This is a genomic window from Pseudomonas sp. EA_15y_Pfl1_P101 (assembly GCF_963970835.1).
Classification (GTDB): Bacteria; Pseudomonadota; Gammaproteobacteria; order Pseudomonadales; family Pseudomonadaceae; genus Aquipseudomonas; species Aquipseudomonas tritici.
The window spans coordinates 319,949-342,754 of sequence record NZ_CAXAPA010000001.1; the positions used below are offsets into that span (position 1 = coordinate 319,949).

The window sequence follows — 22,806 nt, forward strand, 5'->3', positions numbered from 1 at the left end:
AGTACTTGCCGTTGCGCCACGACCGACCTGCCGCTCCTTCGCATACGCTGCGCCGTGAATGCCTTACACCTTCTCGCTGGTGACGCCTACATAACAAGCGCGACCGGCACCCAGCCCGGCAACCATCGCGCCCAGGCCGATTACGCCGAACACCCAGCCGGTGGCCCCCCAGCCACCGGTCCAGTCATGCAAGACGCCCACCGCCAACGGCCCCATGGATGCCAGCGTATAGCCGATGCCCTGGGCCATGCTCGACAGGTTGGCCGCCACGTGGGAATCGCGCGAGCGCAGCACGATCAAGCTCAGCGCCAGGCTGAAGGTGCCGCCCTGGCCCAGGCCGAGCAAAATCGCCCAGCCCCATAAGCCGTCGAGCGGCGCATACAGGCAGCCGAACAGGCCACCCAAGGTCAGCAGCATCACCAACACAATCGCCAGGCGCTGGTCTTTGCCGCGCGTGGCCAACCAGGGCGCAGCCAGGGAGCTTGCCAGTTGCACGATCACCGAGCCGGAGAGCACCAGCCCGGCCTGGGTCGCGCTCAGGCCGCGATCAATGAGGATCGACGGCAGCCAGCCAAACACGATATAGGCCAGGGACGATTGCAAGCCCATGTACAAGGTCACTTGCCAGGCCAGCGGATCACGCAGCAATCCGCGCACGCGATAGGCCACGCGGTGGACGCCGTGTTGGGTGCGCACTTGCGGTAACCAGAACAGGGCCGCCAACAGCGCCGGGAGCATCCAGAAACCCAGGCCAAGGCTCCAACTGTCGCCAAAGTACTGACTCAACGGCACCGTGGCGCCGGCCGCCAGCGCCGCCCCCAGGCACAAAGCCATGGTGTAGACGCCGGTCATGGCCCCTGCCCGCTTTGCGAAATCACGTTTGACGATGCCGGGCAACAATACGCCGATGATGCCGATGCTCGCGCCAGCCACCAGGCTGCCGGCGAACAGCCCGGCTTGACCGAATGAACTGCGTAAAATAATCCCACCGGCCAACGTCAGTAAAATCCCCAACACCACCCGTTCGGCGGTAAAACGTCGCGCGAGAATCGGCGCCAATGGCGCAAACAGGCCCAGGCACAACACCGGCAAGGTGGTCAGCAGGCCGGCGCTGGCCGCCGACAAGCCCAGGCTTGCAGAGACGTCACTGAGCAACGGCGACAGGCTCGACAACGCCGGGCGCAGGTTCAACGCCACCAGAATCAGGCCCAGCAGCAGTAACCACGGGCGTCCCACAACCGGTTGAGCGTGCTGCACCTGGGCATCATCGGCTTCGGCGTCGATCAGCCATTGTTCAACTTCGGCCTTGGGCGAGGCGTGCTCTGAAGGGGACATTGGGTTCTCGGGTTCAAGGTTCATTGATCAACTGCCAGCAAAGAGCGCTGCATATTGGCCGAAAACACACAAAAAAACCCGGCGCCAGGCCGGGTTTTTTGTTCAGCTTGCGCCGCGCATCAATGCAGGATCTGGCTCAGGAACAGCTTGGTCCGGTCATTTTGCGGGTTATCGAAGAAGTCGTTCGGTGGCGCTTGTTCGACGATTTCACCTTTATCCATGAAGATCACGCGGTTGGCCACGGTACGGGCGAAGCCCATTTCGTGGGTCACGCAGAGCATGGTCATGCCGTCTTCGGCGAGGCCGATCATGGTGTCCAGCACTTCTTTGACCATCTCCGGATCGAGGGCCGAAGTGGGTTCATCGAACAACATGATTTTTGGCTTCATGCACAACGCCCGGGCAATCGCCACGCGCTGTTGCTGGCCGCCGGACAGTTGCCCCGGAAACTTGTGAGCCTGCTCCGGAATGCGCACGCGCTCAAGGTAGTGCATGGCGATTTCTTCGGCCTTGCGCTTGGGCATCTTGCGCACCCACATCGGCGCCAGCGTGCAGTTCTGCAGGATGGTCAGGTGCGGGAAGAGGTTGAAATGCTGGAACACCATGCCGACTTCGCGGCGGATCGTTTCGATCTGCTTGAGGTCGTTGGTCAGCTCTACGCCATCGACCACAATACGTCCCTGCTGGTGCTCTTCCAAGCGGTTGAGACAACGGATGGTGGTGGACTTGCCCGAACCCGACGGGCCGCACAGCACGATACGCTCGCCCTGCTTGACGTCGAGGTTGATGTCTTTCAACACGTGGAACTGGCCGTACCACTTGTTGACGCCCTGCATCTGGATAATGCCTTCAGGGCTCACAGGCTGTTTGATCGCTTCGCTCATAACAACAACTCCTAACGCTTGTGGCCAGTGTCGAGCTTGTGTTCCAAATGAATGGAATAGCGCGACATACCAAAACAGAAAATCCAGAACACCAGGGCCGCGAACACGTAGCCTTCGGTGGCCATGCCCAACCATTTCGGGTCAGCGGCGGCTTGCTTGACGCTGTTGAGCAGGTCGAACAGGCCGATGATGATCACCAGGCTGGTGTCCTTGAACAACGCGATAAAGGTGTTAACGATGCCGGGGATAACCAGCTTCAGGGCTTGCGGCAGAATCACCAGGCCCATGCTGCGCCAGTAACCCAGGCCCATCGCAGCGGCCGCTTCGTACTGACCTTTGGGAATCGCCTGCAGGCCGCCGCGCACCACTTCCGCCACGTAAGCCGACTGGAACAGGATCACGCCGATCAGCGCCCTCAGCAGTTTGTCGAAGTTCATGCCTTCAGGCAGGAACAGCGGCAGCATCACCGAGGCCATGAACAGCACGGTGATCAACGGTATGCCGCGCCAGAACTCGATGAAGGTCACGCAGAGCACACGAATCGCGGGCATGTTCGAACGTCGCCCCAGCGCCAATACGATGCCCAGCGGCAATGCGCCGGCGATGCCGACGGTGGCGATGACCAAGGTCAGCATCAAGCCGCCCCATTTGTTGGCAGGCACGTTAGTCAGGCCGAAACTACCGCCGTGCAGCAGGTAGTACGCGATGATCGGGTACAGCACCAAGAAGCTCAGGCCGTAGACAGCCTTACGCTGGAAGCGCGAAATGAACAACGGCGCTGCGCCGACAATCGCCAGCCAAACGGTGAGGTCCACACGCCAACGCAGGTCGACAGGGTAGTAGCCGTACATGAACTGCCCGAAGCGTTGTTGGACAAACACCCAACAGGCGCCCTCTTTGGTGCAATCGGCTTGGGTAGTGCCGATCCAGTTCGCGTCTAAAATTGACCACTGCAAAAGCGGCGGTACCACTAAATAGACCAGGTAGATCGCCAGCAATGTCAGGAGGGTGTTGAGCCAACTGGAAAACAGGTTGGCGCGCATCCATGCCATCGGGCCGAATACCTTGCCCGGCGGCGGCATGTCAGGTTTGAACGTATGCGTACTCATGGATGTTTCCTCACCGTTCAATCAGCGCAATGCGCTTGTTGTACGCGTTCATCAGCAGGGAAATGCTGATGCTGATCGCCAGGTACACGCTCATGGTGATGGCCATGACTTCAATCGCCTGGCCGGTCTGGTTGAGCACCGTGCCGGCAAACAACGAAACCATTTCCGGGTAACCGATACCGGCGGCCAACGACGAGTTTTTTGCCAGATTGAGGTATTGGCTGGTCAGTGGCGGAATGATCACCCGCAGGGCCTGCGGGATGATGACCTTGCGCAGCGTCGGCCCAGGGCGTAAGCCCAGGGAACGCGCGGCTTCGGTCTGGCCGTGGCTCACAGACTGAATACCCGAGCGCACGATCTCGGCGATAAACGCGGCCGTATAAACCGTAAGCGCCAGGGTCAGCGCCAGCAGTTCGGGGATCAATACCCAGCCACCGACAAAGTTGAAGCCTTGTAATTTAGGCATCTCCCAGTGCAGCGGTGAGCCAAAAATCAAGGTGCACAACGCGGGGATTGCGATGAACAACGCCAGGCCCGCCCAGAATTTATGGAACGGTACGCCGGTAGCCTCAAAGCGCTTGTTGGCCCAACGCGCCATCAGCACGATCGCCACGATAGCGACGACGACGCTGACCACAAACGGCCAAAAACCTTCAGCTGCCAGCGCGGCCGGCATATTCAAACCCCGGGCGCTCATAAAGAACATATCGGCAAAGTTATGGCTGTTACGCGGCAACGGCATGGTCAAAAATACTGCGAAATACCAAAAAAGGATCTGCAGTAGCGGCGGGATGTTGCGGAACACTTCCACATACACGGTCGCCAGTTTGTTGATCATCCAGTTCGGCGACAGTCGCGCCACACCGATAATAAAGCCGAGCAGCGTTGCCAGGATCACGCCGATGAACGTCACCAGCAAAGTGTTGAGCAAACCGATCACAAAGACCCGGGCGTAGCTGTCCGATTCGGTGTAGTCGATCAAATGCTGCGCGATGCCGAAGCCGGCACTGCGTTCAAGAAAGTCGAAACCCGAGGTGATGCCCCGGTGCTGCATGTTGGTCTGGGTATTGTCGAAGAGGTACCAGCCGAGCCAGACCACCGCCACAATCGTGATGATCTGGAAGAGCCACGCACGCACTTTGGGATCGCTGAAGCTGAGCTTCTGCTTGGGTGCGCCGATTTTATTTTGCATGAAGTGCCCCGAAAATAATGGAACAGAACATCACCCGGCAGTTGGCCCACCGGGTGACAGAACCATCAGCGATCAGCGCACAGGGGGTGCGTATTGAATGCCGCCGGCGTTCCACAGCGCGTTCAGGCCGCGGTCGATTTCCAGCGGGGTGTCCTTGCCGAGGTTGCGCTCGAACACTTCGCCGTAGTTACCGACTTGCTTGACTATCTGTACGACCCAGTCTTTCTTCACTTTCAGGTCTTTGCCGTATTCGCCGTCAGCACCGAGCAGACGAGCGACGTCCGGGTTCTTGGTGGACTTGGCTTCAGCTTCAACGTTTTTCGAAGTGATACCGGCTTCCTCAGCGTTGAGCATGGCGTAGCCAACCCAGCGCACGATGGCCAGCCACTCGTCGTCGCCGTTACGCACGACCGGGCCCAGCGGCTCCTTGGAAATAGTTTCCGGCAGAACCACGTAGTCTTTCGGTGCGGCCAGCTTGCTGCGCTGGGCGAACAGTTGGGACTTGTCGGAGGTCAGTACGTCGCAACGACCGGATTCCAGCGCCTTGGCGCTTTCATCGGAGGTGTCGAAGGTGATCGGGGTGTATTTGAGGTTGTTGCCGCGGAAGTAGTCGGAAACGTTCAGCTCGGTGGTGGTGCCGGCCTGGATGCAGATGGTTGCACCGTCCAATTCCTTGGCACTTTTAACGCCCAGCTTTTTGTTTACCAGGAAGCCGATGCCGTCGTAGTAAGTGATGAAGCCTGGGAATTTCAGGCCCATGCCGGCGTCGCGGGAGCTGGTCATGGTGGTGTTACGGGACAGAATGTCGACTTCGCCCGATTGAAGTGCGGTGAAACGCTCCTTGGCGTTCAACTGGCTGAATTTGACCTTGGTCGCGTCTCCGAAAACGGCAGCGGCCACAGCGCGGCACACGTCAGCGTCGATCCCCAGGATCTTGCCGCTGGCATCCGGTACCGAGAAACCCGGCAGACCGTCACTCACGCCACATTGCACAAAGCCTTTCTTCTGCACGGCGTCCAGCGTGGCGCCAGCTTGGGCAAAACCACTGACACCCAGTACAGCCGCCGCGGAAACGATGGCCAGGGTGGATTTCAATAACTTCATTCAAACCTCCAGTTGCTCTTGTTGTGTCGGAGCTCGAACCTCAGCGCACCCTTATGAGGCGATATCGACCCGTGTTGGCTTTTTTTAGGGTCAAGCGGCATGAGGTTGTTGCAGTCAATCCAGTTCCTATCCCGCAAGCGGCAGTCACTGATAGTGTTACCGTCCTGAGATAGCGCTGACATCGTCCAACACGTAGCAAGGCCCGTACCATAGTGCCGGCTGAGTCGATTCAGCCCACGGTCAATAGCAAAAGATTCAACCGTGCGACATCTTATTAACAGATCAACCCGTCGCGCACCGTTCCGTTGCACTTAATCGGAGCGCACGCACATTAATGGAGCAGGCATGACCGAACCCTTGATTCTTCAGCCCTCCAAGCCCGCAGACGCCTGCGTAATCTGGTTGCATGGCCTGGGTGCCGATCGCTACGACTTCCTGCCGGTGGCCGAGGCGTTACAGGAAAGCTTGCTGACGACCCGCTTCGTTTTGCCCCAGGCACCTACTCGTGCGGTGACGATCAATGGCGGCTATGAGATGCCCAGTTGGTACGACATCAAGGCCATGAGCCCGGCCCGCTCGATCAGCCTGGAAGAGCTGGAGGTGTCGGCAAAAATGGTCGCGGATTTGATCGAAGCGCAGAAGAGAACCGGAATAGACGCGTCGCGGATTTTCCTCGCCGGGTTTTCCCAGGGCGGCGCCGTGGTATTTCATACCGCATTCCTGAATTGGGAAGGCCCACTGGGCGGCGTTATTGCCCTCTCAACCTACGCACCGACATTCGGCGATGAGCTGGCGTTATCCGCCAGCCAGCAGCGCATTCCAACGCTGTGCCTGCACGGCCAGTACGATGAAGTGGTGCAGAACGCCATGGGCCGCAGCGCCTACGAGCATTTAAAGAGCCGTGGTGTCACCGTGACATGGCAGGAATACCCAATGGGACACGAAGTGTTACCGGAAGAGATCCGTGATATCGGTGCCTGGTTGACTGCTCGCCTGGGCTGAAAACCACCGTTTGTGTAGCCGTATGACAGACGCACTACGCCGCGCCCGATTCTTGCATTACACTGGCCGGCGTACATTCCTTAACCAATTAATGAGATCACCGTGCTCAAAGCACTCAAGAAGATGTTCGGCAAAAGCGAGGCTGAGCCGCTCGCGCCTGATTCCAGTGCTCCTGTCTCTATTACCGGCAGCCGCAACGACGGTGAACAACCCGGCCGGACAGCACCCGTTGCCCAGCCGAAGGTAACACCGCCTGAACAGGCAATACCGGCTGCAGCCGCGCCCGCGCCAGTGGCTCCCAAGCCTCGCCGCGAACGCGCACCAAAGCCGGTCGTCATCCCCTGGAAACTCGAAGACTTCGCCGTCGAGCCCCAGGAAGGCAAGACCCGCTTCCACGATTTCAAACTGGCCCCGGAACTGATGCACGCCATCCAGGACCTGGGGTTCCCGTACTGCACGCCGATCCAGGCGCAGGTGTTGGGCTTTACCCTGGCGGGCAAAGACGCCATCGGCCGCGCCCAGACCGGTACCGGCAAGACCGCCGCGTTCCTGATTTCGATCATCACCCAACTGCTGCAGACGCCGCCGCCGAAAGAACGCTACATGGGTGAACCGCGCGCGCTGATCATCGCCCCAACCCGGGAGCTGGTGGTACAGATCGCCAAGGACGCCGCCGACCTGACCAAGTACACCGGCCTCAACGTCATGACGTTCGTCGGTGGCATGGACTTCGACAAGCAGCTCAAGCACCTCGAAGCCCGTCACTGCGACATCCTGGTAGCGACGCCGGGCCGCCTGCTCGACTTCAACCAGCGCGGCGACGTGCACTTGGACATGGTCGAAGTGATGGTCTTGGACGAAGCCGACCGCATGCTCGACATGGGCTTTATCCCGCAAGTGCGTCAGATCATCCGCCAGACCCCGCCCAAAGCCGAGCGCCAAACCCTGCTGTTCTCCGCGACCTTCACCGAAGACGTGATGAACCTCGCCAAGCAATGGACCACTGACCCGTCCATCGTCGAGATCGAGGCGCTTAACGTCGCCAGCGAAAACGTCGAGCAGCACATCTACGCCGTGGCCGGTGCCGACAAGTACAAGCTGCTCTACAACCTGGTCAACGACAACGGTTGGGAGCGCGTGATGGTATTCGCCAACCGCAAGGACGAAGTACGCCGCATCGAAGAGCGCTTGGTGCGCGATGGTGTGAACGCCGCGCAACTGTCGGGCGACGTGCCGCAGCACAAACGCATCAAGACGCTGGAAGGCTTCCGCGAAGGCAAGATCCGCGTATTGGTCGCCACCGACGTGGCGGGTCGCGGGATTCACATTGATGGCATCAGCCACGTGATCAACTTTACCCTGCCGGAAGTGCCGGACGACTACGTGCACCGCATTGGCCGTACCGGCCGTGCCGGGGCGGCGGGTGTGTCGATCAGCTTTGCGGGCGAGGATGACTCGTATCAGTTGCCGTCGATCGAGGCGCTGCTGGGGCGCAAGATCAGTTGCGAGACGCCGCCGACGCACCTGCTGCGAGCCGTTGAGCGTAAACGCCCCCAGGCTGAAACGCAGTAAAACATGTGGGAGCGGGCTTGCCCGCTCCCACATTTTGTTCTGCGTTCGGCGTGCTATTTCCAGCGATCAGCGGCTGCATGGTCGCTACTGCGCCCTTCTACCCAGCGCGGCCCCTCACGGGTGTTTTCTTTTTTCCAGAACGGCGCCCGTGTCTTCAAGTAGTCCATCACAAACGCACAGGCATCAAACGCCGCCTGGCGATGGGCACTGGCTGCCGCAACAAACACAATCGGCTCACCCGGCTCCAGCGCGCCAATGCGGTGCAGCACTTCCAGCTTGAGCAACGGCCAGCGCTGTTCAGCTTCCAAGGCGATCTTGGCCAGGGCCTTTTCGGTCATGCCGGGGTAGTGCTCCAGGAACATGCCAGACACGTCGCGGCCGTCATTGAAGTCGCGCACGTAGCCGACAAAACTCACCACCGCGCCCACGCCGACATTGGCCGCGTGCATCGCATTCACCTCGACGCCCGGATCAAACGCCTGGGCCTGCACACGAATGCCCATGCTTAGCCTCCCGTCACGGGCGGGAAGAACGCCACTTCGTCGCCAGCTTGCAATGGCTCGTCGAGACCACACAACTCCTGGTTGCGCGCGCACATCAGGCTGGTTTCGTTGAGCACTTCGAAGCCCGGATCACCGGCCAACGCTTGGCGCACCGCATCGACGGTGGCGAAGTCGCCTTCCATTTCCAAGGAGTCCAGGCCAACCGCTTCGCTGTAACGCGCAAAAAACAGTACGTTGATGCTCATGGCTGGTCCGCCTTGAAGTGCCCACTTTTACCGCCAAGCTTTTCCAGCAGGCGAATGCTTTCGATGGTCATGCCGCGATCCACGGCCTTGCACATGTCGTAGATGGTCAATGCCGCGACGCTGGCGGCAGTCAACGCTTCCATCTCCACGCCGGTCTGGCCGGAGAGTTTGCAGCGCGCCAAGATATGCACCGAGTCTGCGCCGTCGGCGCTCAGTTCGACCTTGACGCCCGTCAACATCAACGGGTGGCACAGAGGGATCAGGTCACTGGTTTTTTTCGCGGCCTGGATTCCGGCAATGCGGGCCACGGCAAACACGTCGCCCTTGGGATGGGCGCCGTCAACAATCATTTTCAGGGTCTCGGGCAACATGCGCACGCGCGCTTCGGCCACCGCCTCACGGAACGTCACGGACTTGTCGGTGACGTCGACCATATGGGCGCGACCTTGGGAATCGAGATGAGTTAGCACGAGGCCTCCTTGAGGCAGCAAAAAAGCTACAAGCGGCAAGCGGCCAGTGAAAAGCTCACTGGACCAACCTGCAGCTTGTAGCTTAAAGCTTGCTACTCAGAGATGCGACTCTGCGTATTCAGCCAGGATCGAACGTGGAACACCCTGCAGCGCAATGTGTACGCCGTTCGGGAAGTCTTTGAAGCGCTCCGTCAGGTACGTCAGCCCGGAGCTGGTCGCGGACAGGTAAGGGGTGTCGATCTGCGCCAGGTTGCCCAGGCACACCACTTTGGAACCGGCACCGGCACGGGTGATGATGGTTTTCATCTGGTGTGGGGTCAGGTTCTGGCATTCATCGATCAAAATCAGGCTCTGCTGGAAGCTGCGACCTCGAATGTAGTTGAGGGATTTGAACTGCAACGGCACTTTGCTGAGGATGTAGTCGACGCTGCCATGGGTGTTTTCGTCATCCATGTGCAAGGCTTCGAGGTTGTCGGTGATCGCCCCTAGCCACGGTTCCATTTTTTCCGCCTCGGTGCCGGGCAGGAAACCGATTTCCTGGTCCAGGCCCTGCACGCTGCGGGTGGCGATGATGCGGCGATAGCGCTTGGTCACCATGGTCTGCTCGATGGCGGCAGCCAAGGCAAGGATGGTTTTACCGGAACCGGCAGCACCCGTCAGGTTGACCAAGTGAATGTCCGGGTCGAGCAGCGCGTACAACGCCAGGCTCTGGTAGATATCGCGCGGTTTCAGGCCCCAGGCTTCCTGGTGCAACAGGGGTTCCTGATGCAGATCGAGAATCAGCAGCTTGTCGACCTGGATTTCTTTGATCCAGCCGACAAAGCCCTGTTCGTCGATGATGAATTCATTGATGTGTACCGCCGGCAGGTTGTCGATCAGCTGTACCTGATGCCAGGTGCGGCCATGGTCCTGACGGGTTTCGACCTTGCTGACGAGGTCCCAGAAGGAGCCTGTTACCGTGTGATAGCCACGCGACAACATCGACACGTCGTCGACCAGTTGGTCGGTGCTGTAGTCCTCGGCGGCGATCCCACACGCGCGTGCCTTGAGGCGCATATTGATGTCTTTGGTCACCAGCACCACGCGCAGGTCCTTGTCGCGGGCGTGCAGGTCGATCAATTGGTTGATGATTTTGTTGTCGTTCAGATTTTCCGGCAGCAGGCTGTTGGGCTCGCTGCGCTTGCTCATCAGAATCGACAGCAAGCCCTTGGGCCCGCTTTTGCCACGCTGGATGGGTACGCCGACTTCAACATCCTCCGGCGATGCTTCGCCCAGTGTCTTGTCGATCAGGCGGATGGCCTGGCGGCATTCGGCGGCAACGCTGTGGGGACCGCCTTTAAGTTTGTCGAGCTCCTCAAGCACGATCATCGGAATGGCGACGTGGTGTTCTTCGAAGTTAAGCAGTGCGTTCGGGTCGTGTATCAGTACGTTGGTATCAAGCACATAAAGGATTGGCTGGTCGGAAGAAGGGTTACGTCCATGATCATCCATACTCGGTCACCTTTGTGGGAGCCAGTCGACGCAATACCTGGGCGGTGCTGCGCCTCGATTCGACCACCGACTGCACCTGAGTGACGTCAAGCGCAGTGCCCACATGAGGAGTCTTGAAAGACGCCACCTGTGTTGCAGGTTTCGGCGATCTGACTTCGTAATACCGCAAAACCCATGACAGGAAAAAGCACTTTGACGCTTTTTTGAAGTTTATTTTTCAAGATGACGAATAGCACTAGCCGAGTACCAAGTACCCCGTTAAAGTCGGAAGTCGGCCTACATCGAATTACCGTACAAAATCACCCCGAAAATGCCTCACACCGAACAGGGTCGGGCTCTTCAGCGAAACGCCTCTCGGCAGTCCTGCCAACCCAGACCACTCTGCGCCGTTGCCTGTAGCAGGATGGGTAAAGCAACCCGCGCCTTGTCCTGGGTATCGTGAAACACAATCACGCCTTTGCGCCACAGCAGCATCAATGTCAGCACCCGTTGCGCCGACTCATCGGCCTTGAGCTTACCGGGCTCGTCCTGGGAATCGATGTCCCACAATGCCACCTGCAAGCCTTGGGCTTGAAAGAAACCCTGGCTGTCGGCGCGACGCTGGCCGTAGGGCGGACGGAAGAGAGGCACGTAGTTTTCCGGCATCAGGTTTTGCGCCAGTGAGGCACTGCGGGTGATGGAGCTCTGCCAATCCACCCAATGACTGTGGGAACGGTACTGCCAACCCTGGGTGCCCACGCACTGGCCCTGGTACAGCGCCTGCACATCAGCAACGGAACTGCGCTCCACCCGGGTTTGCAGGCTGCTGCCGAGGACGAAGAACGTGGCGTTCATCTTTTGCTTGCGCAGGTAGTCGGTGAGCCAGTCGGTGTTGCCGCTGACCGGGGCCGGACCGCCGTCGAAGGTCAGCAGGAACAGCCGGTCGTTGAATTCATCGCCATTACGCTCATGGTCACCAAACCGCGCGATTTCACTGCTGATCTGTGGAAACAGCGCAGCCTTGCGCAGCAGTTCATCCAAGTAGCGTTCATGGAAGGTATGACTGGGGCCGGCCCAGCTTATATAGAAGGAATCGCTGCTGACCTCGAACTTGCCGGCCTGCTCGCGCAGGTCCTCCATGTTTTCCACTAGGTAGCAAAACGAAGCATCTTCCTCGCAACTCTGCTGGGCGAAGGTGTAGTTTTCGAGCAGGCGCTGCCAGAGCTGACGACGCAGGTCATCGATGGCGGACAGATTGATGATCTTCAGGCCCAGGCGCTGTTTGAGCGCGGCTTCATCCTGATTCTCGCTGGCCAACAGGCTATGGGCGAACATCAGGATTTCCGCGCGCGAGGCGACGTCGAACAACGCCGGGCTGCCGAGTTTTTCGGGCCAGGTGCCACGGTCCAGGCTGACCACATCCACGGGCGCCGCCTGGGCATTCAGGCACAGCAGGCACGCCGACAATAAAAGCGCTATTCGCACACAGGGTCTCCCTCTCCAGAGTCGTCGGCCATCATAGCGGATCGCGCCTATCGCCATCATAGGTGGAGTCAAAACGCTCAAGCCCCTAGAATCCCTCCCACGATTCCAGGAGCCAACTTCATGCTGATGGTGATTTCCCCCGCCAAGACCCTCGATTTCGAGACCGCGCCCGTGACCCAGCGCTTCACCCAGCCGCAGTACCTGGACCACTCCCAGGCACTGATCGAGCAATTGCGCACCCTCAGCCCGGCGCAAATCAGCGAATTGATGCACGTATCCGACAAGATCGGTGGCCTCAACGCCGCCCGCTTCGGCAGCTGGACCCCAGCGTTCACCCACGCCAACGCCAAACAGGCACTGCTGGCGTTCAAGGGTGATGTCTACACCGGCCTGAATGCCGACACCTTCAGCGATGCCGATTTCACCTACGCCCAGGACCATCTGCGCATGCTCTCGGGCCTCTATGGCCTGTTGCGCCCGCTGGACCTGATGATGCCGTACCGCCTGGAAATGGGCACCAAACTGCCCAACGCCCGTGGCAAGGACCTGTACGCCTTCTGGGGCACGCGCATCAGCGAATGGCTCAATCAAGCGCTGGCCGAACAAGGTGATGACGTGCTGCTCAACCTGGCCTCGAACGAGTACTTCTCGGCGGTCAAGCGCACGGCCCTGAACGCGCGGATCATCAACACCGAGTTCAAGGACCTGAAGAACGGCCAGTACAAGATCATCAGCTTCTACGCCAAGAAGGCACGGGGCATGATGAGCCGCTTTGTGATCGAAGAACGCATCAACGACCCGGAAAAGCTCAAAGCGTTTGATGTGCAGGGGTATCGCTTCAATGCAGAGCAGTCGAAGCCGGATAACCTGGTATTTTTGCGCGATCACGCACCGCAATAAGGCCTTCACGGGCACAGATGTTCAAATGTGGGAGCTGCGGTGCGACAAGTCGAATTGTCGCGCCGCAGTTCCCACATTTCTGTCCGCGCTTCAACGCCGGATCGTCATACTTTTGGCGTCAAAAAACATCTTGAAGTATGTCTAACAATTCTTTCACTCGACATCCGTCATTTTTTTTCGTAGTGGCACCACTTTTTTAATAACGTGATGGCACAAAACTATCTCTGCGCGCCAACTCCCCACAACTACTGCCCCAAATAGCAAGTGCTATCAATATAGCACCAGTGCCATCTTGCCTAATATTTCAAGAAATTTCGGGAAACAGGATGAGCGGCCCGGAACTTCGTCAATACGCACGGCTCATACCACCGGTAACGAAATTCTCTGTTTCTGTAGGAGATGACTTACATGGCGACCAATGGAGAGTATCGAAGTTGTCACATTAAACTTTGACTGAGTGGTCACTCTATAGATGCTTAGTTAGGAGCGGCGACAAGGATGATTTGCCACGAACTATGAGGCCAAGGCTGTGCTTACCCTAATGGGTCAGTGACACAATCCAAGACATTGATATTTAAGGCTAAAAAAGCCCATATCAAAATCTTGTGGCACTGGCGCCACGCCCTTCTCCCAGGAAGGCTGGCTGCATTTCAGGGCGGGCCCCAACAATAAGGCCACGTTGCGCACAACTTGAGTGCAATAGTTAGTCACTCACTATTTAACATGCCTGTACGCGATAAGTCGGCGTCTATTCGCCCAACTTTCGCGGCATCAGTGACGCTTGCAAACATGAACTCCGGCCAATTATTGGCATGATTAACACCGTCTTCAATGACACATGAGGTAAATGCGATGCGCATCAGCATATTTGGTTTGGGTTACGTTGGCGCAGTCTGTGCCGGTTGCCTGTCTGCACGTGGCCACGAAGTGGTCGGCGTAGATATCTCCAAGGATAAGATCGACCTGATCAACGCTGGCAAATCGCCGATTGTTGAGCCAGGCCTGGGCGAACTGTTGAGCCAGGGTATTGAAACCGGCCGGCTGCGCGGCACGACCAACTTCGCCGAAGCCATCCGCGATACCGACCTGTCGATGATTTGCGTCGGCACGCCGAGCAAGAAGAACGGCGACCTGGAACTCGACTACATCGAAGCGGTATGCCGCGAGATCGGCCTGGTCCTACGTGACAAAGCCACCCGCCACACTGTGGTCGTGCGTAGCACCGTCTTGCCAGGCACCGTAGCCAACGTGGTGATCCCGATCCTCGAAGACTGCTCTGGCAAAAAAGCCGGTGTGGACTTCGGCGTTGCGGTTAACCCGGAATTCCTGCGTGAATCCACCGCCATCGCTGACTACGACCTGCCACCGATGACCGTGATCGGCGAATTCGACAAAGCCTCCGGCGATGTCCTGCAGTCGCTGTACGAAGAACTCGACGCGCCGATCATCCGCAAGGACATCGCCGTTGCCGAGATGATCAAGTACACCTGCAACGTGTGGCACGCCGCCAAAGTGACCTTCGCCAACGAGATCGGCAACATTGCCAAGGCTGTTGGCGTCGACGGTCGCGAAGTGATGGAAGTGGTGTGCCAGGACAAGACCCTCAACCTGTCCCAGTACTACATGCGCCCAGGCTTCGCCTTCGGCGGTTCGTGCCTGCCAAAAGACGTGCGCGCCCTCACCTACCGCGCCAGCACCCTTGACGTGGAAGCGCCGCTGCTCAACTCGCTGATGCGCAGCAACGAGTCTCAGGTGCAGAACGCCTTCGACATCGTTTCCAGCCACGACAAACGCAAAGTCGCGCTGCTGGGCCTGAGCTTCAAGGCCGGCACCGATGACCTGCGCGAGAGCCCGCTGGTAGAGCTGGCCGAAATGCTGATCGGCAAGGGCTATGACCTGAGCATCTACGACAGCAACGTCGAGTACGCCCGTGTCCACGGCGCGAACAAAGACTACATCGAAGGCAAGATCCCGCACGTGTCGTCCCTGCTCAACTCGGACTTCGACGACGTGATCAACAACTCCGACGTGATCATCCTGGGCAACCGCGATGAGAAGTTCCGTGCCCTGGCGCAGAACGCCCCGCACGGCAAGCAAGTGGTTGACCTGGTGGGCTTCATGTCCAAAGCCACCAGCGTAACCGGCCGTACCGAAGGCATTTGCTGGTAACAGCAACGGCAAGTTCCGGGCTGCAAGCGTACCAATCCCCAGCGCTTGCAGCCTGGAGCCTTCTTCACCTTCGGATGACGCTCATGTCCAAGTTAAAACACGTACTGCTCCAATCCGCCGGCTGGCTGTTCTTCCTGAGCCTGCTGCTGGGACTCGCCCTGCTGCTGCCGGCGAGTACGTTCGACTCTGAGTCGAAGAATTTTATTTTCCTGATTGGCGCCGTTGGTATCTGGCGCTACTCGATGGGTGCTACGCATTTCTTTCGCGGCATGCTGTTCCTGTACGTGGTCTACCCGCACCTGCGCCGTAAAGTGCGCAAGCTGGGCAAGGCCGCCGACCCCTCCCATGTGTTCCTGATGGTCACCAGCTTCCGTATCGATGCGCTGACCACTGCCCAGGTCTACAGCTCGGTGATTCGCGAAGCCATCGAATGCGGCTTCCCTACGACCGTGGTCTGCTCACTGGTGGAAATGTCCGACGAGTTGCTGGTGAAGAGTTTGTGGGAACGCATGAACCCACCGGAGCACGTCAAGCTCGACTTCGTGCGGATCGCCGGTACCGGCAAACGCGACGGCCTGGCCTTTGGTTTCCGCGCCATCTCCCGCCACCTGCCGGATGACCGTGCAGTGGTTGCGGTGATCGATGGCGACACCGTGCTCGCCGAAGGCGTCGTGCGCAAGACCGTGCCGTGGTTCCAGCTGTTCGGCAATGTCGGCGGCCTGACCACCAACGAGTTCTGCGAAGTGCGCGGCGGCTACATCATGAGCGAGTGGCACAAACTGCGCTTCGCCCAACGCCACATCAACATGTGTTCCATGGCCCTGTCCAAGCGCGTACTGACCATGACCGGTCGTATGTCGGTGTTCCGTGCCAGCGTAGTGACCGACCCGGGCTTTATCGCCGATGTGGAAAGCGACTCGCTGCAACACTGGCGCCTGGGCCGCTTCAAGTTCCTGACCGGCGACGACAAGTCCAGCTGGTTCAGCCTGATGCGCCTGGGTTACGACACGTTCTACGTGCCGGACGCCGCGATCAATACCGTGGAACACCCGCCGGAAAAAAGCTTCATCAAGGCCAGCCGCAAGCTGATGTTCCGCTGGTACGGCAACAACCTGCGCCAGAACTCCCGTGCCCTGGGCCTGGGTGTTCGTCGGCTGGGCTTGTTCACCAGCGTGGTGCTGTTCGACCAGCGCGTGTCGATGTGGACGTCCCTGCTCGGCCTGACCGTGGCGATCATCGCCACCTTCAAATACGGCGGCGCGTTCATCCTTGCGTACCTGCTGTGGATCGGCATCACCCGCCTGATCCTGACCCTGCTGCTGTCGTGCTCCGGCCACAAGATCGGCCCGGCCTACCCGGTGATTCTCTATTACAACCAGATCATGGGCGCACTGGTGAAGATCTACGTGTTCTTCCGCCTTGATCAACAGTCCTGGACCCGCCAGGACACCAAACTGACCCGCGATTTGGCCAGCTTTCAACGTTGGTTCAACACCTGGTCGTCTCGGACCATGACCTTCTCCGCCGGCAGCATATTCGTTGCCGTGTTGCTGATGATGGTCTGACCCTGCCAAGCCTGAATTAACTCTAGGAAATGCCCTGATGAACAGTCCAGTAAACGCCAACGTAGTCCACGAATCCGAAGCCCAGCGCCAGCACGCCCGTGTCAAAATCCCGGCCAAGCTGCGCTTTTTCAACACCGACCGCACGCCGACCGAAGCACGCGTGCACGACCTGTCCGCCGGCGGCCTCTCGTTCACAGCGACGCAGCCGCTGACCATCGGTGAAGTGCACAAGGGGCGCCTGCAATTCGTCATCGACAACCTCGGCCTGGCCATGGACGTGGAGCTGCAGATTCGCTCCTACGACCGCCAGACCGGCCGCACCGGTTGCCAGTTCCAGAACCTCGATGCCCAGGATATTTCCACCCTGCGCCACCTGATCACCTCGCACTTGTCCGGTGACATCGTGACCATGGGCGACGTGCTCGCGACCCTGCAGCGTGACAACTTCACCAAGGCGCGCAAGGTCAAGGACAGTGGCAGCAACATGAGCGCCTTCGGTCGCTTGCGCGCCGTGACTTTCAGCCTGGCAATCTTCCTGGTGGGTCTGGCCGCGTTCGGCTTTGTGTTCAAGTCGGTCTACGGCATGTACTTCGTCAGCCACGCCCAGGCCGGCATTGTCAGCGTGCCTGGCATGAACGTAACCATGCCACGCGACGGCACCGTGCAAAGCCTGCTCAAGGGTGATGCGATCGCGGTTAAAGGCGCACCACTGGCCACCTTCAGCACCAGCATGCTGGATGTGCTCAAGGGCCATCTGGATGAAGACCAACTGCAACCGGCCAAGGTTGAGGAGCTGTTCGGCAAGCAAATGACCGGCACCCTGACTTCGCCATGCGACTGCATCGTTGCCCAGCAAATGGTCGCCGACGGTCAGTACGCCAGCAAAGGCGATGTGATCTTCCAACTGGTACCGCGCGGCGCCCAAGCCAACGTTGAAGCGCGCTTCACCTATCGCCAGTTTGGTGACGTTCGCCCAGGTACACCGGTGAGCTTCCAGGTGGCCGACGAAGAACAACTGCGCACGGGCACCATCGTCAGCAGCACCAGCCTGAACAGTGCCGACCTGTCCTCGGACATCCGCGTGCAGATCAAGCCTGACGCGCCGCTGGACAGCACTTACGCCGGCCGCCCGGTCGAAGTGACCAGCGACCGTGGCCCATCGCTGAACTGGCTGATCGATAAAGCCATGGCTCACGGTCTGTAAGCGAGGACATGCCTGTGAACCCAATTTCAAGAACAGCACAGCCCCCTGTGGGAGCCAGGCTTGCCCGCGATGGCATCGACTCGGTACACCTGCAACACCGAGGTGCCCGCATCGCAGGCAAGCCAGCTCCCACACAGAGCAGATCTCATTCGGCCGCCGTGTATTGCGCTCTGGCTCTGGCCGTCAGCCTCGCCGGTTGCGCCGGCCTGCCCGACCAACGCCTGGCCAATGAAGCGCTCAAGCGTGGCGACACCGTCACCGCGCAGCAGAATTACCAGCAACTGGCAGACCTGGGTTACAGCGAGGCCCAAGTGGGCCTGGCCGATATCCAGGTAGGCACCCGCGATCCGGCGCAAATCAAACAGGCTGAAGCCACTTACCGTGCAGCGGCGGGCACCTCGTCCCGTGCCCAGGCTCGTCTCGGTCGCCTGCTGGTGGCCAAGCCCGGCTCCACCGAAGCCGAGCACCATGAAGCCGAAGGCCTGCTGAAAAAAGCCTTCGCCAATGGCGAAGGCAACACGTTAATTCCGCTGGCGATGCTGTACCTGCAATACCCGCACAGCTTTGCGAACGTGAACGCCCAGCAGCAGATCAGCAAGTGGCAAGCAGCGGGTTATCCGGAAGCCGGCTTGGCCCAGGTGCTGCTGTATCGCACCCAGGACACCTACGACCAGCATCTGGATGATGTGGAGCGCATTTGTAAAGCCGCGCTCAACACCACAGACATCTGCTACGTCGAGCTGGCCACGGTTTACCAGAAAAAAGCCGAGCCCGAAAAACAGGCCGAGCTGCTCAAACAAATGGAAGCGGGCTACAGCCATGGCACCGTCACCGCACAACGCGTCGACAGTGTTGCTCGCGTATTGGGTGATGCTTCGCTGGGCAAGACCGACGAGAAAACTGCCCAGGCGCTGCTGGAAAAAATCGCGCCTGGCTACCCGGCTTCCTGGGTCAGCCTGGCGCAACTGCTCTACGACTTCCCGGAACTCGGCGACGTCGACCAGATGATGAAGTACCTGGACAACGGCCGCGCCGCCGATCAGCCGCGCGCCGAGCTGTTGCTGGGCAAGCTCTACTACGAAGGCAAGTGGGTGCCGGCAGACGCCAAGGCGGCCGAAGCACACTTTCAGAACGCCTTAGGCCGCGAAGTGGCTGCCGATTACTACCTCGGCCAGATCTACCGCCGTGGCTACCTGGGCAAGGTCTACTCGCAAAAAGCGCTGGACCACTTGCTGACGGCAGCGCGCAACGGCCAGAAGAGTGCCGACTACGCCATCGCCCAATTGTTTTCTCAAGGCAAGGGCACCAAGCCCGACCCACTGAATGCCTATGTCTTCAGCCAATTGGCTAAAGCCCAGGGCACGCCAGAGGCCAATGACTTGGCCACGCAGCTGGAAGCGCCGCTGACGCCTGAGCAACGCGCTCAAGGCCAACGCCTGGTGCAACAGGAACTGGCCGCACGCGGCACCCTGGCCCAGAGCACGCTGCAACTGCACGCCCTGCAAGAAGAAGACGGCGAGGAATCCCTATGAAGCTCAACCCATTCGTCAAAGCCGGCATCGGCCTGACCTTCGCCCTGCTGTGGTCGTGCCCGACCCTGGCCGCGCTGACCGAAGCCAAGAACTTCGGCCTGGAAGTCAAAGCCACCGCGCAGTCCGAAGATGACCGCGATCTCGGCACCCAGAAAGGCGGCGACGTCAACGGCGTCGGCCTCGACCTGCGTCCTTGGATCTACGGCGAAAGCGGTGCGTGGAGCGCCTACGCCATGGGCCAGGCGGTGGTGTCCAGCGACATCATCGAGACTGATACGCTGCAACAGTCGGCCGATGACCAGAACCAGCAAACCACCAACAACGACCGTAAGGCCAAGAAAAACTACCTGGCCATGCGCGAGTTCTGGGTCGGCTACAGCGGCTTCACGCCTTACCCCGGCGAGATCCTCAAGCTGGGTCGTCAACGCCTGCGCAATGACGACGGCCAATGGCGTGACACCAACATCGAAGCGCTGAACTGGACCTTCGACACCACCCTGCTCAAGGCCAATGTCGGCGTTGCCGAACGCTTCAGCGAATACCGCACCGACCTCAAGGAACTGTCGCCGAAGGACAAGGACCGTCAGCACTTGTACGCCGACGCGTCCTACCAGTGGACGCCGGGCCAATGGATCGGCCTGCGCGGCCACCACACCCATGACAACGGTAAGCTCGATTACCCGGAACCGGGCCAACCGACCGACTCGCTGGACAAGCGCGAGAACGGCGACCTGACCTGGCTCGGCATCGAAGCCAACAGCGACGCGTACAACTGGCGCAACACCAACACCGTCAACTATTGGGCGAGCATCACCGGCATGCAGGGCGACCGTGACACGGTCAACGCGTTGAAGGCCGACGGCACCCGTCCCGACCAGGCCAAGCGCAGCGACGACGTGAATGGTTGGGCCACCGACTTGGGTATTCGCCTGCGCCTCGACCCGCAGTGGCAAGTGGGTGCGGCCTACGCCCGCGCCAGCGCCGAATACGAACAGAACGGTCTGCAAAGCAACCGTTCGAACTGGACCGGCACCCAGTCCCGCGTGCACCGCTTCGGCGAAGCCTTCCGTGGCGAAATGAACAACATGCAGTCCATGAGTCTCTTCGGTTCCTGGCAGTTGCGCGAAGACTACGACGCCAGTTTGGTGTACCACAAATTCTGGCGTGTCGACGGCAACAAGCCGGTGGGCAGCAACGGCATCGATGCCGTACAGAACAACACCGACGATGTGACCGGCGCGATCCTGTCCAGCACTTCCCTGCCGCTTGAAGACGGCAAGAAAGACCTGGGCCAAGAGATGGATCTGGTCGTTACCAAGTACTTCAAGACCGGCTTGCTGCCGGCCGCGCTCAGCCAGTCGATTGATGAGCCGTCTGCGCTGGTGCGTTTGCGTGCCGGTGTGTTCAAGCCGGGTGACGCCTATGGCAGCCAGGTTGACTCGTACATGCATCGCGCCTTTGTCGACGTGATTTGGAAGTTCTGATGGGAGCCTGCGCAATGATTCCTAAACGCTTGCTGGTGACCGCGATACTGATGGCCAGCGCCACAGCTTTCGCCGATACCGCGCAGCAGGTCAAGGCGCCGACCATCGCCAAAGAACTGCAACAGGCCAAGACCTACACTATTTCCAGCCCGCCGACCGCGCCGCTGGAAATGGCCAAGCCGGCCCTGCCGGACCTGTCGGGCTACACCGCTGCTGCGATGCAAAAGAAGATCGTGCGGGGCAAAGCGGGCAAGATCAGCATCCGTCGCATGATGCAGGAAGACGCCCTCAAGGACTTCATTGGCGGTGACAACAAGATGGCCGAATGGGTGGTGCGCCAGCACGGCATTCCCCAGGCGATCTTTGTCGATGACGGCTACATGAACCTCAAGGACCTGCTGGGCAAGGTGCCCAAGCAGTACCTGAGCGAAACTTCGCCGGGCGTGTTCCTGGCCAAGTTGCCGATCGTGGTCGGGCGCAAAGGCATCCTGGAAATCGACAAGAAAACCCAGGAATTGCGTTTGTCCCAGGAAGCCGGTTCGTTCCTGATCAACGATGGCCAGCTGTTTGTGAGTGACACTAAAGTCACCGGCTGGAGCGAAAAAGCAAACGGCCCGGCGCTGTTCAAGTCGGCCAAGGAATTTCGCCCGTTCCTGCTGGCTTGGGGCGGCACCGAGACGTACATCTCCAATACCAAGATGGCCAGCTTCGGCTACGCCAACAGTAAGTCGTACGGGGTGAGTATTTCCCAGTACACGCCGAACATGGCCAAGGTGCTCAAGCGTCCTGAGCCGACCGGTTGGATCATTGATTCCGAGTTCTCGGACATGTGGTACGGCTTCTACTGCTACGAGACCACGGGCTTCGTGATCAAGGGCAATACCTACAAAGACAACATCGTCTACGGCATTGACCCCCACGACCGTTCCCATGGCCTGATCATCGCGGACAACACCGTCTACGGCACCAAGAAGAAGCACGGCATCATCATTTCCCGTGAAGTGAACGACAGCTTCATCTTCAACAACCGCAGCTACGACAACAAACTTTCAGGCTTGGTGATCGACCGTAACAGCGTGAACAACCTGATCGCCGACAACGAGATCTACCGTAACCACACCGACGGCATCACCCTCTATGAGAGCGGCGACAACCTGTTGTGGGGCAACAAAGTGATTGCCAACCGTCGCCACGGTATCCGCGTGCGTAACAGCGTGAACATCAAGCTGTACGAAAACACTGCCATGGCCAACGGCCTGACCGGCGTCTACGGCCACATCAAGGATTTGACCGACACCGACCGCGACATCGCCCTCGACCCGTTCGACGCCAAGGTCTCGCTGATCGTGGTCGGCGGTGAACTGGCGGGTAACGGCAGCGGGCCGCTGTCCATCGACTCGCCGTTGAGCATCGAGCTGTACCGCGTGTCGATGCTGGCGCCGACCAAATCCAGCGGCATCAGCTTCTCCGGCGTGCTTGGCGATCGCCAGGAAGAGATTCTCGACCTGCTGGTTCGCCAGCAGAAAGCCGTGCTGATCGACCCTGTCGAACGCCAGACCGAAATGCAGGACTGAGGATGAC

19 protein-coding genes are annotated in these 22,806 nt (G+C 59.4%); 9 read left to right on the forward strand and 10 right to left on the reverse strand.

The annotated features are described in order from the left end of the window. Positions 1-63 precede the first annotated feature (63 nt). From AACY36_RS01540 to AACY36_RS01560, 5 genes are all read right to left on the reverse strand, one after another. Positions 64-1,359 (reverse strand): CynX/NimT family MFS transporter, encoded by a 1,296-nt coding sequence (locus tag AACY36_RS01540; protein WP_339417680.1) that lies wholly within the window; start codon positions 1,357-1,359, stop codon positions 64-66. Between the two features lie 95 nt (positions 1,360-1,454). Further along, a complete protein-coding gene (locus AACY36_RS01545; RefSeq protein WP_339417678.1) occupies positions 1,455-2,219 on the reverse strand; it encodes an amino acid ABC transporter ATP-binding protein in 765 nt (254 codons plus the stop codon). Positions 2,220-2,230: 11 nt separating this feature from the next. Then, positions 2,231-3,328 carry an amino acid ABC transporter permease gene (locus AACY36_RS01550; RefSeq protein ID WP_339427137.1) on the reverse strand — a complete coding sequence of 366 codons (1,098 nt, stop codon included), beginning with the start codon at positions 3,326-3,328 and terminating at the stop codon, positions 2,231-2,233. 10 nt (positions 3,329-3,338) lie between these two features. Then, positions 3,339-4,520, reverse strand: a complete 1,182-nt coding sequence (locus tag AACY36_RS01555) for an amino acid ABC transporter permease (protein WP_339417675.1) — start codon at positions 4,518-4,520, stop codon at positions 3,339-3,341. A gap of 72 nt (positions 4,521-4,592) precedes the next feature. Continuing rightward, positions 4,593-5,624: an amino acid ABC transporter substrate-binding protein gene (locus AACY36_RS01560; RefSeq protein WP_339417674.1), complete on the reverse strand. Its 1,032-nt coding sequence runs from the start codon at positions 5,622-5,624 to the stop codon at positions 4,593-4,595. Between the two features lie 345 nt (positions 5,625-5,969). Here AACY36_RS01560 and AACY36_RS01565 point away from each other — a divergent pair, with 345 nt between their 5' ends. After that, complete coding sequence (locus AACY36_RS01565) at positions 5,970-6,626, forward strand: alpha/beta hydrolase (RefSeq protein ID WP_339417673.1); 657 nt, start codon at positions 5,970-5,972, stop codon at positions 6,624-6,626. 96 nt (positions 6,627-6,722) lie between these two features. Then, positions 6,723-8,198 carry an ATP-dependent RNA helicase RhlB gene (gene rhlB / locus AACY36_RS01570; protein WP_339417858.1) on the forward strand — a complete coding sequence of 492 codons (1,476 nt, stop codon included), beginning with the start codon at positions 6,723-6,725 and terminating at the stop codon, positions 8,196-8,198. Between the two features lie 53 nt (positions 8,199-8,251). Here rhlB and moaE read toward each other — a convergent pair whose 3' ends face one another. From moaE to AACY36_RS01595, 5 genes are all read right to left on the reverse strand, one after another. Beyond that, positions 8,252-8,701, reverse strand: coding sequence for a molybdopterin synthase catalytic subunit MoaE (gene moaE, locus AACY36_RS01575; RefSeq protein WP_339417672.1), 450 nt, complete (start codon positions 8,699-8,701; stop codon positions 8,252-8,254). A 2-nt stretch (positions 8,702-8,703) separates the two neighbouring features. Continuing rightward, positions 8,704-8,946, reverse strand: coding sequence for a molybdopterin converting factor subunit 1 (moaD, locus tag AACY36_RS01580; RefSeq protein ID WP_053131334.1), 243 nt, complete (start codon positions 8,944-8,946; stop codon positions 8,704-8,706). After that, the gene (gene moaC, locus AACY36_RS01585; RefSeq protein WP_339417667.1) at positions 8,943-9,416 is read right to left on the reverse strand and encodes a cyclic pyranopterin monophosphate synthase MoaC; all 474 of its coding nucleotides are present in this window, start codon (positions 9,414-9,416) and stop codon (positions 8,943-8,945) included. Before moaC ends, moaD begins: the two co-directional genes overlap by 4 nt. A 96-nt stretch (positions 9,417-9,512) precedes the next feature. Continuing rightward, complete coding sequence (locus AACY36_RS01590) at positions 9,513-10,907, reverse strand: PhoH family protein (RefSeq protein ID WP_339417665.1); 1,395 nt, start codon at positions 10,905-10,907, stop codon at positions 9,513-9,515. A 339-nt stretch (positions 10,908-11,246) separates the two neighbouring features. Further along, positions 11,247-12,371: a polysaccharide deacetylase family protein gene (locus AACY36_RS01595; protein WP_339417663.1), complete on the reverse strand. Its 1,125-nt coding sequence runs from the start codon at positions 12,369-12,371 to the stop codon at positions 11,247-11,249. Positions 12,372-12,491: 120 nt separating this feature from the next. Between AACY36_RS01595 and yaaA the strand changes: the two genes are divergently transcribed. From yaaA to algG, 7 genes are all read left to right on the forward strand, one after another. After that, on the forward strand, positions 12,492-13,271 hold the full coding sequence (gene yaaA / locus AACY36_RS01600) for a peroxide stress protein YaaA (RefSeq protein WP_339417662.1): 780 nt from the start codon (positions 12,492-12,494) through the stop codon (positions 13,269-13,271). Between the two features lie 852 nt (positions 13,272-14,123). Next, a complete protein-coding gene (locus tag AACY36_RS01605; protein ID WP_339417661.1) occupies positions 14,124-15,440 on the forward strand; it encodes a nucleotide sugar dehydrogenase in 1,317 nt (438 codons plus the stop codon). 83 nt (positions 15,441-15,523) lie between these two features. After that, entirely contained in the window at positions 15,524-17,005 is a 1,482-nt protein-coding gene (gene alg8 / locus AACY36_RS01610; RefSeq protein ID WP_314569913.1) for a mannuronan synthase, read from the forward strand. A gap of 37 nt (positions 17,006-17,042) precedes the next feature. Then, on the forward strand, positions 17,043-18,209 hold the full coding sequence (locus AACY36_RS01615; protein ID WP_339417660.1) for an alginate biosynthesis protein Alg44: 1,167 nt from the start codon (positions 17,043-17,045) through the stop codon (positions 18,207-18,209). Between the two features lie 8 nt (positions 18,210-18,217). Then, positions 18,218-19,741 (forward strand): alginate biosynthesis TPR repeat lipoprotein AlgK, encoded by a 1,524-nt coding sequence (gene algK, locus AACY36_RS01620; RefSeq protein WP_339417659.1) that lies wholly within the window; start codon positions 18,218-18,220, stop codon positions 19,739-19,741. Beyond that, a complete protein-coding gene (locus AACY36_RS01625; protein ID WP_339417658.1) occupies positions 19,738-21,225 on the forward strand; it encodes an alginate export family protein in 1,488 nt (495 codons plus the stop codon). Before algK ends, AACY36_RS01625 begins: the two co-directional genes overlap by 4 nt. Next, positions 21,225-22,799, forward strand: coding sequence for a mannuronan 5-epimerase AlgG (gene algG / locus AACY36_RS01630; RefSeq protein ID WP_339417657.1), 1,575 nt, complete (start codon positions 21,225-21,227; stop codon positions 22,797-22,799). The genes AACY36_RS01625 and algG overlap by 1 nt, the downstream gene beginning before the upstream one ends. Positions 22,800-22,806 lie beyond the last annotated feature (7 nt).

Coding starts and splice junctions, on each gene's coding strand:
- AACY36_RS01540 (WP_339417680.1), bottom strand. CDS start 1,359: ATGAACCTTGAACCCGAGAACCCAATGTCCCCTTCAGAGCACGCCTCG.
- AACY36_RS01545 (WP_339417678.1), bottom strand. CDS start 2,219: ATGAGCGAAGCGATCAAACAGCCTGTGAGCCCTGAAGGCATTATCCAG.
- AACY36_RS01550 (WP_339427137.1), bottom strand. CDS start 3,328: ATGAGTACGCATACGTTCAAACCTGACATGCCGCCGCCGGGCAAGGTA.
- AACY36_RS01555 (WP_339417675.1), bottom strand. CDS start 4,520: ATGCAAAATAAAATCGGCGCACCCAAGCAGAAGCTCAGCTTCAGCGAT.
- AACY36_RS01560 (WP_339417674.1), bottom strand. CDS start 5,624: ATGAAGTTATTGAAATCCACCCTGGCCATCGTTTCCGCGGCGGCTGTA.
- AACY36_RS01565 (WP_339417673.1), top strand. CDS start 5,970: ATGACCGAACCCTTGATTCTTCAGCCCTCCAAGCCCGCAGACGCCTGC.
- moaE (WP_339417672.1), bottom strand. CDS start 8,701: ATGGGCATTCGTGTGCAGGCCCAGGCGTTTGATCCGGGCGTCGAGGTG.
- moaD (WP_053131334.1), bottom strand. CDS start 8,946: ATGAGCATCAACGTACTGTTTTTTGCGCGTTACAGCGAAGCGGTTGGC.
- AACY36_RS01590 (WP_339417665.1), bottom strand. CDS start 10,907: ATGGATGATCATGGACGTAACCCTTCTTCCGACCAGCCAATCCTTTAT.
- yaaA (WP_339417662.1), top strand. CDS start 12,492: ATGCTGATGGTGATTTCCCCCGCCAAGACCCTCGATTTCGAGACCGCG.
- AACY36_RS01605 (WP_339417661.1), top strand. CDS start 14,124: ATGCGCATCAGCATATTTGGTTTGGGTTACGTTGGCGCAGTCTGTGCC.
- alg8 (WP_314569913.1), top strand. CDS start 15,524: ATGTCCAAGTTAAAACACGTACTGCTCCAATCCGCCGGCTGGCTGTTC.
- AACY36_RS01615 (WP_339417660.1), top strand. CDS start 17,043: ATGAACAGTCCAGTAAACGCCAACGTAGTCCACGAATCCGAAGCCCAG.
- algK (WP_339417659.1), top strand. CDS start 18,218: ATGCCTGTGAACCCAATTTCAAGAACAGCACAGCCCCCTGTGGGAGCC.
- AACY36_RS01625 (WP_339417658.1), top strand. CDS start 19,738: ATGAAGCTCAACCCATTCGTCAAAGCCGGCATCGGCCTGACCTTCGCC.
- algG (WP_339417657.1), top strand. CDS start 21,225: ATGGGAGCCTGCGCAATGATTCCTAAACGCTTGCTGGTGACCGCGATA.